We start from the raw sequence: 14,338 nt of genomic DNA on the forward strand, positions 1-14,338 counted from the left end.
TTCGGTTTCAGACCTTGAACTTGGTGACGGCCTGGCGGAGTTTCTCAGACATATTGGCCAGCTCCCGGCAGGAGTGAGCCATATCCTGCATGGAGGCTGACTGTTCTTCCGTAGCGGCGGAGACGTTCTCGGATTCTGCCACCACGTTCTTGCTCATATTGTCAATCTCCTGGATGGACTGCTGGCAGCCCGTGGCATCTTCCGTAGCGGAGCGGGAAGCCTGGGCAATGCGGTCAGACTGTTTGGAGATGCTCTCGATGAGCTGGGCAATATCCTGGAATTCGGAGCCGGTCTGGCTGACGCTTTCCTTGGTGGTGACCAGCTGCTGGGTGCCGTCGTTCATGCTGGACACAGCGTGCTTGGTGTCTTCCTGGATCTGCCCGATGAGCTGGGCAATCTGGGAAGCTGCTTCTTCGGACTGGGCAGCCAGTTTCCTGATTTCCTCAGCTACTACGGCGAAACCTCGGCCCTGCTCGCCAGCCCTGGCTGCCTCGATGGCGGCGTTGAGAGCCAGGAGGTTCGTCTGCTCGGCGATGCTGGAGATGGTATCCGTAATCTGGCCGATGGTGTCGGAGCGAGCCCCCAGCTCCCGGATGCGGGCGGCGGAACTCTCCACGGCCTGGCTAAGATGTTCCATGTCGCTGACGGTGCGGGAGACCACCTGCTGGCCGTTCTGGGCGGCCTGGGCAGCCCGGCGGGTATTGGCAGCGGTGTCTTCGGCGCTGCTGGAGACACGGTTCATGGTCTCTGCCAGCCGGTCGATGGATTGGGTGGCGTCATTGACGGCGTTCAGCTGGTTGTTGGCGGCTCCGGCCACATCGGTGATGGACACGGCTACGCTGTGGCTGGCCTGGGAGGACTGCTCGGTGCGCTCTGTCAGGTCAGCAGCATCGGAGGCTACCTGCTCGGCAGAACTGGTGATGGTGTTGAGAAGACCGCGCATGCTGCCAGCAAGATTGCCTATGGAATGCATCATGCCGCCGATTTCGTCATTGCGGCTCACCCAGTCTTCACGGATGGGTTCCTTGCGGTAGTCGCCTTCGGCAAACTGCCCCAGACGGCGGGTGACGAAGACAATGGGGTCAGCAAAGGCCTGGGCCAGGCGCATGCTGATGATGACTACCAGCACTTCGATGACAGCCAGCAGGATGATGGAAATGATGATCTGGCTGTTCAGCTTGCTCTGCATCTCGTCAGCGTATTCATTGGCTCTGGCATCGATGTAGTCGATGTAGGAGCCGGTATCGATGACCCAGTCATAGGGTTTGAAATAGCCTACATAGGTGCGCTTGGGAGAGTCAGTGCTCTCGCCGGGCTTGGGGAAGGAGTAGTTTACGAAGCCGCCGCCTGCGTCAGCTGCCTTGAACATGTCCTGCATGTACATGACGCCCTGGCTGTCCTTGTTCTGGGAGCGGTCCTTGCCCTCTACCTTGGCTCCCTGGATGGGGTGCACCACGCAGATGCCTGTGCGGCGCTCATCTACTGAGAAGTAGCCCTTGCCCTCATCGAAGCGGGTGTTGCGGATAGCTTCCATGGCCAGCTTCTTGGCCTCGGCCTCCTGTATGCGGCCGGCCTGCTGTTCCTTGTAGATGCCTTCGATGGCGGAGATGATGCCTTCAGTCTGCATCTTCAGTTCCCGGTCATACTGCTGGGCAAGCTCGACCCTGTAGGTTTCCACCTGCTCATTGTTGCTGCGTATCTGGGACACAATGAAGAAGGCGCCGACGGTCAGGGTCGATGCTGCACTCAGCAGCACGAACAGCACAGTCAGCCTGTCCCGGACGGATTTGAAGTTAAACATAGCCATCCTCCTAGTATTGAAAATGAAAAACGATTCCGTGGTAATATGGAATAATTCGTTTCAGATGGGAGAAAATCCTTCACCAGACAAAGAAAAATGGTAAATTAGGCAGAATTTTAAGGGATTTTATGTTGGGAATCGTATGTGGTATCATAGATGCCATGGAGGTGGAGAAATGCTCTCCGAAAGACTTAGGAAAATCAAAGCGCAGCTTTTACGCCTTTGGGCCAGGGGCAAGCGTTTCGCAGAAAAAAATCTGGGGCTGATCATGGCCTTGTTCCTGTTGAATTGGTTCACCATCTGCTATCTGAACCTGCAGCATTACAAAGACCAGCAGCTGGGAGTGCTGCTGGTGGATGGCGTCTTCGTGCTGGCGGGGGCAGCTCTGTATGTGGGGCTGCTGGGACTGGTACCTGCAAGACCTGTCAGGCGCGCGCTGGCCGGCCTGTCCTTTTTTGTCGCGGCGCTCTTGGGAGGGCTGGAGTGCTTTGCCCTCTGGAATTACCGCGCCCAGATTGGGGCGGGCATCATCACGGCGGTGATGCAGACCAATCCACAGGAGGCGGGGGAGTTCTTTGCCCGCTATGTGGGGATTTTTGGTATTGTCCTGGCCTTTGGCTTCCTTGCCCTCTGTGTGGGCATTTGGCACTATATGCAGGAATTGCGCTGGAACTATCCCTCGGGGCACTGGCGCAGCCGTTTGCTGCTGGTCCTGCTACTGGCGGGAGCCGGGGCGGGAGGTGTGCTTTTCCAGCAGTACCACAATTTCATCGTCAACAATGACCTGGACATTCCTGTGGTGAGAGTGGGACTTTCCCTTGATACGGCCATGACCAATATGCGTTCCTATGAGGAAATCATCACTCAGGCCGCCACGGAGCCTGAGCTTATTCGCAATGACAGTTCTGTGCCCTATGTGGTTTTCATTGTGGGAGAGTCCACCAACCGCCGCCGTCTGCATCTTTATGGCTACCCGCTGGAGAATACGCCCAATCTAGATGACCTTTATGGCAAGGGGGAACTGGCAGTCTTTCGCGAGGTCATCGCTCCCCAGGGGGCCACAGCGGCGGTGCTCAGGGAACTTTTCACCTTTGCAGATGCGGAGAACACGGACACCTGGTACAAATACAACAATCTCATAGATATCATGAAGGCAGCGGGGTATAAGACTTCCTGGCTTTCCAATCAGGAAAGTTCTGGCATCTGGGGCAATGTCAGCCAGTTCTACAGCCAGCGCAGTGATTTGAGCCGCTATACCCAGATAAGAGAGTCTCACGAAGAAAGCGGCAGGCTGGATGAGGAGCTTTTCCCTTTGGTGGATGAAGCTCTGGCAGAGGCTCAGCCCGGGCAGAAGCAGTTCATGGTGCTGCATCTGATGGGGGGCCACAGCCTCTACTATCTGCGCTTTCCCTATCTCTTCACAAAATTCAGGGCGGAAGATGTACCTCCGCCCCAGGATGGGCTTTCTGAAGAAAAGCGCACGGAAATCGCCCAGTATGAGAATGCCCTGTTCTACAATGACTTTGTGGTCAGCTCCCTCATTGGCAAGTTTCGGGATAAGGATGCTCTCATCATCTATCTGCCAGACCACGGGGAGGCAGTTTACGACCACGGTTACCGCAGCGGCCATGTGGAGGAGAACCCCACCCAGGAAATGCTGGAGGTGCCGATGGTGTTCTGGGGCTCACCTGAGTTCCGCAGCAAGCACAGTGATAAATGGGAACAGCTCCAGGCAGCAGTGAACCGTCCCTATATGACAGACGATATGATTCATACTGTATTGGATCTGCTGGACATTGCCACGGCAGAGTATGACCCTGCCAAGAGCATTGTGAATCCTGCTTTCAATGAAAAAAGGCCCCGCATGGTGCAGGGCCGGGATTTTGACAAGGAGATATTGGGGAAGTGAATTAAAGTTCGATAACCTGCCTAAACCTATCCAATATATTCAATTCATGTGTAATAATTATCAGCGTCCTGCTCTGTTCCTGCACTCTTTCAAAGAGTGCCTCAAGCAGCCGGGACGCTGTTTTTTTGTCCAGTCCTGCGGTGGGTTCGTCAAGGAGCAGCAGGGGAGAAGGGGCGGCAAGGGCCAGGGCGGTGAGCAGGCGGTTGCGTTCCCCGCCTGACAGGCTGCTGCCGTCAAAGCCCAAGGGGGTATCAAGTCCCTGGGGGAGGCTGGTCAGGCAGTCTGTAAGTTGTGCTGTTTCCAGGCAGGCCATCATTTCTTCCTCTGGCAGTTCCGGATGCAGCCGCAGGAAGTTCTCCCTGATGGACCCGCTGAAAATGAAGCACCCTTGCAGATTCCCGGCGGGCGGGGCGGAAAGCTTGATTGTCCCGTCCTCTGGCTGGTAAAGTCCTGCCAGCAGATAAGCCAGGGTGGTCTTCCCCCTGCCGCTTTCGCCCATGATGGCTGTGTGCTGATGGGGGGCGATGGTGAAGGAGAGGTTATGGAAAAGGGGCTGGTCATTGTAACCAAAGGTCAGGTTATCAACCTGCAATAAATCGCCTTTGCAGGCTGCAGTTGAGGCGGAAGTTGAAGCAGCGACTGCAAGAGACTTGCCTGCTGCCCTGGCTTCTTTCATTTGTTCAAGTGCAGGGAGCAGCACATTGTAATCCTGGCAGAGGGTCAGCAGGAGCAGCAGCCAGACGGCCAGTTCAATGTAATCCATCCTGGCGGGTACCAGCAGGCAGAGCTGATAGAATAGCAAGGTGAAGCCGGAGTATTTGACAAGGGAGAGCAGAAGCTCCAGCCAGCAGTTTCGTGCTTGTTCCTTTGCCTGTTGCAGCTGCCAGCGTTCAGCACGCTCCTGCAAGCGAATCAAGGAAGGCGGAGCAGAACCTGCCGTCAGCAGTTCTTCCCTGCCTTCTGCCATTTCCAGCAGTTCCTGCCGATAGGCTGACTTGGCAGGGGATGACCTTGGTTCCCTGGTCAGAAGCCAGCCAAGGGCTGCCATGACTTCGAAGGTTAGGAGCAGGGTCAGGGACAGCAAGGGGTGACAGTCATACAATATCCAACAGAAGGCAATGGTTATGACAAGATTCAATGCCAGGGGCAGCAGGGCGCGCACATAGGCATCCCGCAGCAGGCTGCAGTCCCTGATAAGCCGTTCCAGCCACAGCCCTTGGGACAGGGTGCCTGATTTCAGGGGAAGCATTGACAAGGCAAGGGCATAAACAGATTCCTGAAGCTGGCAATAAGCGTTGAAGGCTAGCTTATGGCCTGAATACCTTTCCAGATAGCGGAACACCGCCCGGAAGATGCCGCAGGCTCTGACACAGGTAACGCCCAGGGCAAGGGTGTAGAGGGGAGGCTGGAGAGCAGCCTTGGCGATAAGCCAGGCTCCGGCGCCCATAAGGCCCAGTCCTGTGAGACTTGCCATCAGCCCTGCCAGCAGGGGAGGGAGCAGAGTCTTCTTTTCCGTATGGGAGAGCAAGAGTTTCAAGGTTTCTGTCATGGCAATAGCTCCTCCCAGTTGAAGATTTTTTCAGCCCACTCCCTTAGGGCAGGGCGGTGGGAAACTATCAGCAGAGTGCGTCGGTGGCTGAAGGCTTCAAGAGCACGTATTACGGCTGCTTCTGTCTGGCTGTCCAGTCCGTTGGTAGGCTCGTCCAGGAGCACCAATGGTCGGTTTTGCAGGATAAGGCGGGCAAGTCCCAGCCGTTTCCGTTCCCCCTGTGACAGGCTGATGCCTTCTGCGCCCAGCCTGGTATCAAGCCCCTCAGGCAAAGACTTATGCCAGTTTTCCAGGGAGGCCAGACGCAGGGCCTGCACCATTCTTTCCTTGGGAACGTCCTGAAATAGGGCCAGATTTTCTGACAAAGTGCCAGAGAAAATCTTTGGCTCCTGGGGCAGATAGCTGATGATTTTCTGACGGCTGACGGGAGCCAGCTTCAGCACATCGCTGTCATTCAGCAGGACTTCTCCAGTTAGGGGCAGGCTCAGTCCTGCTATGGCCTTTAGCAGAGTGCTCTTGCCGCAGCCGCTGGGGCCGGTGAGGAGAGCTTTGCAGCCTGCGGGGATAGCAAGACTTAGTCCCTTGAATACAGGCTGCTGACGTCCCTCATAGCCAAGGGAGAGATGGCTTATGCGCAGGGCGGGGGGAATCTGCAGCTGCCCCTTGTGACCTGCAAGTTCGGGAGGTTCTGCCAGATACTTTTCCAGCTTCTTTTCGGCAGTCCGGGCTTCCATAGCCGCATGGAAGGAGGCGCCAGCCTGCCTCAGGGGCTGATAATATAAGGGCGTGATAAGCAGCAGGAAGAAGGCCGGCTCGAACTCCAGGCCGCCTCCCAGCAGGCGGAAGCCGATGCTGACGGCCACAATGGCGATGGAAAGGGTGGTGATGAGCTCCAGGGCAAAGCTGGAGATAAAGGCAGTCTGCAGTACCTGCAGGGAAGCGGCAGAAAAATCACGGCTCAATTCTGCCAGCCGCGACTTTTGTCCTTCACCCTGCCGGAAGAGCTTGATGGAAATCATGCCTGCCAATAGTTCGCGGAATTCACTGGTCAGCCGTAGCAGTTCCTGCCATTGCCTGGCAGTCCGCTCCCTGGTGACTGTGCCAATCAGGTAGAGCAGGAAAGGGGCGATGGGCAGGGTCAGGAGGAACAGTCCTGCTGTTACATAATCAAGGGCCAGGGCAGAAGCCAGCATGATGGGCATAAGGATTAGGAGGCTAAGTATGTTAGGCAGCACAGCGGAGAAATACCTGCCCAGGGCTTCTGTGGTTTCCAAGGCAGCGGCTGAAATCTCCTGCGTGTTCTCAGCGGGGGAAAAGAGACTTTCGTGTAGTTTCTGGCGGCAGTCCATGCGGCAATGGTGGCTTAACGCATTCAGATATTTCCTTTGCTGCCATCGTGCAGGGCTTCGCAGGCACAGCACAAAAAGCAGCACCAGCAAAGCCGGTGCTGCTTCCATATTGCCAGCTCCCAGGGAAAGCTGTCTGGCAGATTCCATCAAATGTGCCAGTGTTCCTGAGGCTCCAAGCAGCAGCAGACTGCCCACAGCTTCAAGAGCGAAAAGGCGGAAGGTTATGTTTTTGTGTTTATGGCAGGTCTGGTAGAGCAGATTGTTTTTCATGGTTCAGTGGTTTCCTAAATCCTTGCCCGTAACCCTGTGCCTGAACACCCAGTAGCACCAGCCCTGATAGATCAGCACGATGGGCACCAGCACCAGGGCTGCCACGGTCATGATGGACAGGGTGTAGGGAGTGGAAGAGGCGTTCTCAATGGTGAGGCTGAAAGCCGGGTTGATGGAAGATACCATCAGCCTGGGGAAAAGTCCCGTGAAGAAGGAGCAGGAGACAGCTACGATGGCCAGGGAGGAGCAGATGAAGCTGCCCCTGAACTTGCCTTGCCCCATGGAAATGTAGCCGGCAATGAAGAGCACTCCTGTCAGCACCAGCAGCAGGGCGGCGGGGAAGCTGTGGAAAAGGTCGGTCTTGGTAGCCGTGAGCACGAAGCACAGCACAAAGAAGAAGATGGCCGCAGCCCCGGTTTTCAAGGCAAAATCCCTGGCCCTTAGCACCAGCCCGTAGTCACCCAGCCGCTGGGTGAGGAAGGCGGCCCCGTGGAAGAGGAATACTGTCAGGAAGGTGAAACCTCCCACGATGGTATAGGCGGAAAGCAGATCGTAGAAACTGCCCAGGTAATGCATTTCATTGTTGATGGGCAGTCCTGCGATGAGATTGGTGACCGCCACACCCCAGAGGAATGCGGGCACGATGCTGCCGAAGGCGATGCAGCCTTCCCAGAACCTGCGCCAGCAGAGGCAGTCAGCCTTGCCCCGCAGCTCGAAGGCTACCCCCCGGAGAATCAGGGCCACCAGCATCAGGAACAGGGCCAGGTAGAAAGTGGAGAACATGGTGGAATAAACGTGGGGAAAAGCGGCAAAGAGGGCGCCGCCGGCGGTGATCATCCACACTTCATTGCCGTCCCAGACGGGGCCGATGGTGCGGATAATCATGCCCCGTTCCTCATCGGTGCGTCCCATGAAGGGGGCAAGGCCGCCCACGCCGTAGTCAAAGCCCTCCAGGAAGAAGAAGCCCGTGAAGAGCACGGTAATCAGCACGAACCATAAGACGTTCAGTTCCATCATCCATTCCTCCCTTCTGTCTGCAGGACTTTGGTGCGGTTGATGAAGCGGAAGGCCGCATAGAGGGCGGCCATGGCCAGCAGGAGATAGATTACAGTGAAGCCAATCATGGTAAGCCACACCTCGCCTCCCGTGATATTGGGAGAAACGGCATCGGCAGTTTTCTGCAGGCCTACCACTATCCAGGGCTGGCGCCCTCCCTCGGCGATGAACCAGCCCACGGAATTGGCTATGAAGGGCAGGGGAAGCAGCCAGGGCAGCAGCTTCAGCGCGCAGCTGAAGTTATCCAGCCTGCCAGTCCAGGCTAAAAAGCCCATGGCACCGGCGATGAAAGCCATGAGGCCGCCCACACCTACCATGATGCGGAAGCTCCAGAAGAGGCCTGTCACATCGGGACGGTAGTCGCCGGCCCCGTACTTGGCTACAGCTTCTTTCTGCAAATCGTTGATGCCTTTGACTTCGCCCTCAGGCGCATTGTAGAGCATGAAGGAGAAGAGGGCGGGGACTGCAATCTCAAAGTCATTCTTGCCCTGTTCCTGGTTGATATCCGCCATGATGGCGAAGGGGGCGGGATTTTCCGTCTCCCAGAGTGCTTCCATGGAGGAGAGCTTCATGGGGTTGGCTTCCCGCAGGTACTGGGCATGGAGATGGCCAGTGCCCATGACGCCAAGGGTGCCCACCAGCATATAGACAGCCCCGGCTTTCAGGGTCTGCTTGAAGGCTTCTTTGGAATCATAGTCATGGGCAATCTTCCAGGCGGATACCGCCAGCACCACGAAGCCGCCTGTGGCCAGGCCTGCGCAAAGGGCGTGGGTGTACTCGCCAACCACATAGGGATTGGTCACCAGGGCGAAGAAATCTGTCATCTCAGCCCGGCCGTTGTTCACGGCATAGCCCACAGGGTGCTGCATGAAGGAGTTGGCCACCAGGATCCAGAAGGCGGACAGGTTGCTGCCGATGGCCACCAGCCAGATGCAGGCGCAGTGGGCTTTCTCCGACAGCTTGTCCCAGCCGAACATCCAGATGCCCAGGAAGGTGGACTCCAGGAAGAAGGCGGTGAGAGCTTCCAGGGCCAGAGGCGCGCCGAAGATATCCCCCATGAAGCGGGAATACTCTGACCAGTTCATGCCGAAGTGGAACTCCTGCACGATGCCTGTGACTACGCCCATGGCAAAATTGATGAGGAAAATAGTGCCGAAGAATTTCGTGAGCTTCTTGCATACGGGCTTCCACTCCGGGTGCTGAGTCCGCACATAGCAGGTCTCCAGCAGAGCCGTGAAGATGGAAAGCCCCAGGGTAATGGGGACGAAGAGAAAATGGTAAACCGTGGTGATGGCAAACTGCCATCTGGATAGCAGCAAGGCTTCCATAAACAACCCTCCTCATAGATATATATGAATAAGTCACGCCCTGAAGGAAATAAGGAGAATGAACACGGCAATCAATAGATTGCCAAGTATTGAAACTACAGGGTCAACGAAGGGAACTCCGAAAGGCGTCAGGGTGTTGGTAGCAGGAAGCATAAGTGCCAGGCAGAGCACCATGGCAATCATCCGTTGCTGCTTCACCAGTTTCATGCCCACCGCCGCCCTGTTGCGCAGCCTGGCCAGTGCCAGGAAATTGCCTTGGGGAATGCTGATATGGGGCTTGACTGGTGTCTTGGCAGCAAAGCTGTCCTTCACCTCCGGCTGGGGAGGCTCATCGGGGAAATCCGGGTCGGGGCCGGGAGTTTCTTCCTCTGCTTTGCCTTCGGCAGGGGGAGTTTCGCCTTTTTTATCCTGGGCAGAGGGCAGCCAGGCAATGCGCACATCTGCTGCTTCCATAAGTTCTTTGTCCAGTTCACAGTCCCCCAGCACGGCGATGACGTCTTTTCTGGTGCGCATAAGGTGCAGTTCCCGTGTTTTTTGCTCCGGGAAAATCTCGAAGCGTATGTCGTCAATGTTGGTCTGCTTCTTGATATAGCTGGCATTGCGCTTGTTCAGCCCTGTCAGCAACATGAGCTTCAGTCCCAGCTTTTGCAGCCTGTGCAGGGCTGCGATGGTGTCGAAGCTGATTTCCCTCTGAACGGCGATAAGTCCCCGGGAGTATTTGCCTGAGCAGACAAAGACGGGAATCATGCCCTTGAGGGAAAGCTGGTCTGCCCTGGTGAGAAATTCTGCGCTGATATCAGCTTCCTCGCTTTTCAGCCAGGCAGCATTGCCCACCCGTACGGGAATGCGGCTGATGATGGCCTCCGCCCCCTGCCCGGGAAGCTCGTTGAAATTCGTCACCGGCTGGAGCCGCAGACGGCGGTCGGAAGCAGTCTGGCAGATGAGTTGGGCAATGGGGTGAGTGGAGCCTGATTCCACACTGGCAGCCATGGACAGCAGTGTTCCCTGGGAAACGCCCTGGGGAATGAGCTCCGTGATGAAGGCCGCGCCGCTGGTGAGGAAGCGGCTGTGGGTGAGTACCAGCGTAGAGGCAGAAGCCAGCTCTGAGAGACTGCCTTTCTTATGTACATTGATGCCCAGTTCCTCAGCCCGGCAGCCAATGCGGTACATGACCAGAGGGCGGGAGGCAATCAGGGGCAGGGGAAGCCCTGCCAGCAGTACAGAGAGGGCGGTGGCTATCACCATCACCAGAGGTGCCTGCTGCATCTGTTGCCAGTAGCCTGCTCCAAAGGCAATGAGGATGACAAAGGCCTGCCAAAGTTTGATGATAAGACTATGTCCCATGTTTATGACCTCGATTCTTACTAGGTTTGGGGTAGTTATTCAACTTTTATGCCTGTTTATCCTGCCTGTTGTGTCATTTGCCAGCTGCCTTTTTCTTTTGAAGCTTTTCCGAGCTATCTATTTTTTATAGCCATAGCTATGCCGTTTGTGTTATAATACAGGGACAGTTTTACGGATAAGTTATCAATAAACAGGCAGGAAAAGCCGCAGGGCATGTCAAATAGTAGATATACAAGTGTAATAGAATTGATTTGTGTGACAACTTTGATAAAGGAGAGAAATCAGTTTGGTTGGAATTGTGATAGTCTCCCATAGCCATACTTTGGCTGAGGGCGTTAGAGAACTGGCGGAGATGATGGCCCGTGAAGTGAAGATTGCCTGCGCTGGCGGATTGGAAGAAGGCATCAGCGGCGTCAGCTATGAGCGCATCACAAATGCAGTGGAAGAAGTCTGCGGCCGTGATGGTGCCGTGATTTTCGGCGATATGGGCAGCGCTATGCTCACCAGCGAACTGGTACTGGAGGAAATGAAGGATGACAAGCTGCATCTGGTGAACGCTCCTCTGGTAGAGGGGGTAGTGAGGGCGGCAGCTCTGGCCTCCGGCGGGGCCGATGTGGAAACCATCGTTCAGCGGGTAGAAGCAGAATGGAAAAGGCAGGAGGGTGATTGCTATAGTATTTCGTGACCTTGTAAAAGAGGATAAGCCTCTTTTGGACCGCTACTGCCATAGCCAGTATTACGAGAATTCACATTTGAACTTTACGAACCTCTTCATGTGGAGGGAACCCTATCAGATAAAGATTTGTGAAGAAAATGATGTGCTCTACATGATCAGCACCTGGCAGGACGAACTCATGGCCCTTCAGCCCTTGGGAGCAGAGGACAAGATGCAGGAGGCTATTGGCAAGCTCGCAGAGTATTTCAAGGAGCAGGGGAAGCCTTTGGTTTTCAGCGGCATCGAAAAGTTTTTCGTCAGGGAACTGGAGTTCTATCCTGGTGCTAAATTTGACATCAAGTCAGACAGAGACAACTTTGATTATGTGTATCTGGCAGAGAAGCTGATCAACCTCTCGGGCAGGAAGCTTCATTCCAAGAAGAATCACCTGAACGCTTTCAGGAAACTCTATCCCCAGGCGGAATGTCTGCCCATCGATGATGATATCATCACCCTTTGCAAGATAGAGTTGAATAACTGGTATAAGCTGCGTCTGGCTGATGAGCCGGATGACCCTTTTATCGGCTGGGAACGCAAGGCCATCATGGAAATCTTGAACGATTTCCGTTACTTTGACCTGAAGGGCGGCGCAATCCGCCTGGACGGCAGGATTATCGCCTTTACCTTCGGCGAGCAGCTGAACAAGGATACGGCGGTCATCCATGTGGAAAAGGCCGACCCGGATATTCGCGGTGCCTATCCCGCCATCAATCAGGGCTTCGTGGCTCACGCCTGGAGCCACATGACCTATATCAACCGGGAGGAAGATATGGGGCATGAGGGTCTGCGGAAGGCCAAGGAATCTTATAAGCCGGAGAAAATGATCGAGAAATTCACGGCCCGTATGATTTGATGAGACATTGACTATAGGAGAGCATACTGCGGCTCTCCTTTTTTTTGTGATTTTGAATGCGAGATGACTGAAAATAAAAACATTGGGACTTGTGTACTTTTTGCACACAAATTGTCGGAGATGTGGTAGAATAAAAAAATCGTGATGTATCTGTGTAGAAGGAGTGTTTTAGAAAGTATGTCAGAGCCGAAAATCGAGAATATCTACCAGTTGGATGGCAAGGTTCCTCTGGGGAAGGCGGTACCCTTTGGCCTTCAGCATGTGCTGGCTATGTTTGTGGCGAATCTTGCCCCCATCATCATCGTGGCGGGGGCTGCGGGAATGGATAAGAGCAGCGTGGCCATGCTCTTGCAGAATGCCATGTTCGTAGCAGGTATTGCTACCCTGATTCAGCTTTACCCCCTGGGCCGGGTGGGGGCGCGTCTCCCCATTGTCATGGGCGTGAGCTTCACCTTCGTCAGCATTCTCTGCTATGTCTCTGCCAGCTATGGTTACGGCGCTGCCGTGGGTGCTGTGCTGGTGGGGGGTATCTTTGAGGGTACGCTGGGTCTCATGGCCAAATACTGGCGCCGCATCATCACTCCCGTGGTGGCGGCTATCGTGGTGACTACCATCGGCTATTCATTGCTGGGGGTGGGCATTCGCTCCTTTGGCGGCGGCTACAATGAGGGCTACGGTGCCGTAGGCAATCTGGGCATTGCCGCCATTACCCTGGTGTCCTGCCTGCTGTTCAATGTCTTTGCCAAGGGCTACTGGAAACAGCTTTCCGTGCTTTTCGGTCTGATTGTGGGTTATGTCATTTCCATCTTTGCGGGGATTGTGGATCTTTCCAGGATTTTCAACAGCGGCATCATCTCTTTCCCCACCTTCCTGCCCTTCACGCCGGAGTTCCATGCGGGGGCTATCGTGTCTGTAGCTATCATCTTCCTGGTGTCTGCTGCTGAGACTATCGGTGACACTTCTGCCATGACCATGGCAGGCCTGAAGCGTGAGATCAAGGAAAAGGAGATTTCTGGGTCTCTGGCCTGCGACGGCTTTGCCAGCTCTATTTCCTCTCTCTTCGGCTGCACGCCCATCACTTCTTTCAGCCAGAACGTGGGCCTCATTGCCATGACGAAAGTAGTGAACCGCTTCACCATCATGACTGGTGCGGCCTGCATGATACTGGCCAGCATGTTCCCTCCCATCGGCGCTTTCTTCGCTTCCCTGCCTGATCCGGTGCTGGGGGGCTGCACCGTCATGATGTTCGGTGCTATCATGGTCAGCGGCATTCAGATGATGGCTGCCGCAGGCTTTACCCAGCGCAATGTGACCATTGCCGCCATTTCCCTGTCCTTCGGCATCGGCGCCACCCAGGCCAGCGAGGCTGGCATCTGGCAGGCCATGCCCCAGCTGGTGCAGGATGTCTTCGGTGCCAACTGCGTGGCTGTGGTCTTCGTGATTTCCGTGCTTCTGAGCGCCCTGTTGCCCAAGGATATGGAAATTGCTGCTTTGGGCGAGGAGAAAAAAGAAGAGGCTGAGCAGGAAGAAGGAGAAAAGGCATGGAATTACTGAAGCAGAGAATCAGGGAAGAGGGCTTCTGCCTGCCGGGGAATATCCTGAAGGTGGATTCCTTCCTGAACCATCAGATCGATCCCCAGCTGTCTCTGGCCATGGGAAAGGAATTTGCCAGGCTCTTTGCTGATGTGAAGGTAGACAAGGTAGTGACGGTGGAGTCCTCCGGTATCGCCATTGCCCTGGCCGTGGCGGCAGAGCTGGGCACGAAACTGGTTTTTGCCCGCAAGCATCAGTCAGCGCTGATGGAAGAGGACCGTTACGCTTGCCCCATCACTTCTTTCACCAAGAAGGAAACCAAGAATGTCTATATCCTGAAGAAATTCCTGACCGCCGGTGAGAAGGTCCTCATTATCGATGACTTCCTGGCAGACGGCAATGCGGCCCTGGGCCTCTGCAATATCGTGGAGCAGGGAGGCTGCGAGGTGGTGGGCATTGGCATCGCCATCGAGAAGTCCTTCCAGCGGGGAGCCGAGAGAATCCGTGAGGCTGGCTACAGGCTGGAGTCTCTGGCCCGCATCAAATCCCTGTCTGACTGCAAGATTGAGTTCGTAGAAGAATAAAGTGCCATCCTCTCTGCTGACCGGCAGCTTGAACCTGCCGGAATTCA

General features: G+C 55.4%; 11 protein-coding genes. 5 read left to right on the forward strand and 6 right to left on the reverse strand.

What is annotated here, in order from left to right:
* Positions 1 to 7 precede the first annotated feature (7 nt).
* Entirely contained in the window at positions 8 to 1,801 is a 1,794-nt protein-coding gene (locus P159_RS0107900; RefSeq protein ID WP_029542995.1) for a methyl-accepting chemotaxis protein, read from the reverse strand.
* A 175-nt stretch (positions 1,802 to 1,976) separates the two neighbouring features.
* On the opposite strand from P159_RS0107900, the gene P159_RS0107905 reads away from it, so the two are divergent.
* A complete protein-coding gene (locus tag P159_RS0107905; RefSeq protein WP_029542996.1) occupies positions 1,977 to 3,710 on the forward strand; it encodes a sulfatase-like hydrolase/transferase in 1,734 nt (577 codons plus the stop codon).
* 1 nt (position 3,711) lies between these two features.
* Here P159_RS0107905 and P159_RS0107910 read toward each other — a convergent pair whose 3' ends face one another.
* The 5 genes from P159_RS0107910 to P159_RS19335 are packed head-to-tail and all read right to left on the reverse strand — an operon-like array spanning position 3,712 to position 10,606.
* Positions 3,712 to 5,259 (reverse strand): ATP-binding cassette domain-containing protein, encoded by a 1,548-nt coding sequence (locus P159_RS0107910; protein WP_029542998.1) that lies wholly within the window; start codon positions 5,257 to 5,259, stop codon positions 3,712 to 3,714.
* Positions 5,256 to 6,878, reverse strand: a complete 1,623-nt coding sequence (cydD, locus tag P159_RS0107915; protein WP_029543000.1) for a thiol reductant ABC exporter subunit CydD — start codon at positions 6,876 to 6,878, stop codon at positions 5,256 to 5,258. The genes P159_RS0107910 and cydD overlap by 4 nt, the downstream gene beginning before the upstream one ends.
* Before the next feature lie 3 nt (positions 6,879 to 6,881).
* Positions 6,882 to 7,892 carry a cytochrome d ubiquinol oxidase subunit II gene (gene cydB / locus P159_RS0107920; protein WP_029543002.1) on the reverse strand — a complete coding sequence of 337 codons (1,011 nt, stop codon included), beginning with the start codon at positions 7,890 to 7,892 and terminating at the stop codon, positions 6,882 to 6,884.
* On the reverse strand, positions 7,892 to 9,262 hold the full coding sequence (locus P159_RS0107925) for a cytochrome ubiquinol oxidase subunit I (protein ID WP_029543003.1): 1,371 nt from the start codon (positions 9,260 to 9,262) through the stop codon (positions 7,892 to 7,894). The genes cydB and P159_RS0107925 overlap by 1 nt, the downstream gene beginning before the upstream one ends.
* A gap of 33 nt (positions 9,263 to 9,295) precedes the next feature.
* The gene (locus P159_RS19335) at positions 9,296 to 10,606 is read right to left on the reverse strand and encodes an HAD family hydrolase (protein ID WP_051650237.1); all 1,311 of its coding nucleotides are present in this window, start codon (positions 10,604 to 10,606) and stop codon (positions 9,296 to 9,298) included.
* Between the two features lie 286 nt (positions 10,607 to 10,892).
* Here P159_RS19335 and dhaM point away from each other — a divergent pair, with 286 nt between their 5' ends.
* The 4 genes from dhaM to P159_RS0107950 all read left to right on the forward strand — a co-directional run bounded on the left by dhaM (position 10,893) and on the right by P159_RS0107950 (position 14,291).
* Positions 10,893 to 11,291 (forward strand): dihydroxyacetone kinase phosphoryl donor subunit DhaM, encoded by a 399-nt coding sequence (gene dhaM, locus P159_RS0107935; RefSeq protein ID WP_029543007.1) that lies wholly within the window; start codon positions 10,893 to 10,895, stop codon positions 11,289 to 11,291.
* Positions 11,269 to 12,174, forward strand: a complete 906-nt coding sequence (locus P159_RS0107940; RefSeq protein WP_029543009.1) for a phosphatidylglycerol lysyltransferase domain-containing protein — start codon at positions 11,269 to 11,271, stop codon at positions 12,172 to 12,174. The genes dhaM and P159_RS0107940 overlap by 23 nt, the downstream gene beginning before the upstream one ends.
* A 177-nt stretch (positions 12,175 to 12,351) precedes the next feature.
* Positions 12,352 to 13,728 (forward strand): nucleobase:cation symporter-2 family protein, encoded by a 1,377-nt coding sequence (locus P159_RS0107945; protein ID WP_037377035.1) that lies wholly within the window; start codon positions 12,352 to 12,354, stop codon positions 13,726 to 13,728.
* On the forward strand, positions 13,716 to 14,291 hold the full coding sequence (locus P159_RS0107950) for a xanthine phosphoribosyltransferase (protein ID WP_029543013.1): 576 nt from the start codon (positions 13,716 to 13,718) through the stop codon (positions 14,289 to 14,291). Before P159_RS0107945 ends, P159_RS0107950 begins: the two co-directional genes overlap by 13 nt.
* Positions 14,292 to 14,338: the final 47 nt, after the last annotated feature.

Origin of the sequence: Selenomonas sp. AB3002 (assembly GCF_000702545.1) — a bacterium.
Taxonomy (GTDB): domain Bacteria; phylum Bacillota; class Negativicutes; order Selenomonadales; family Selenomonadaceae; genus Selenomonas_B; species Selenomonas_B ruminantium_A.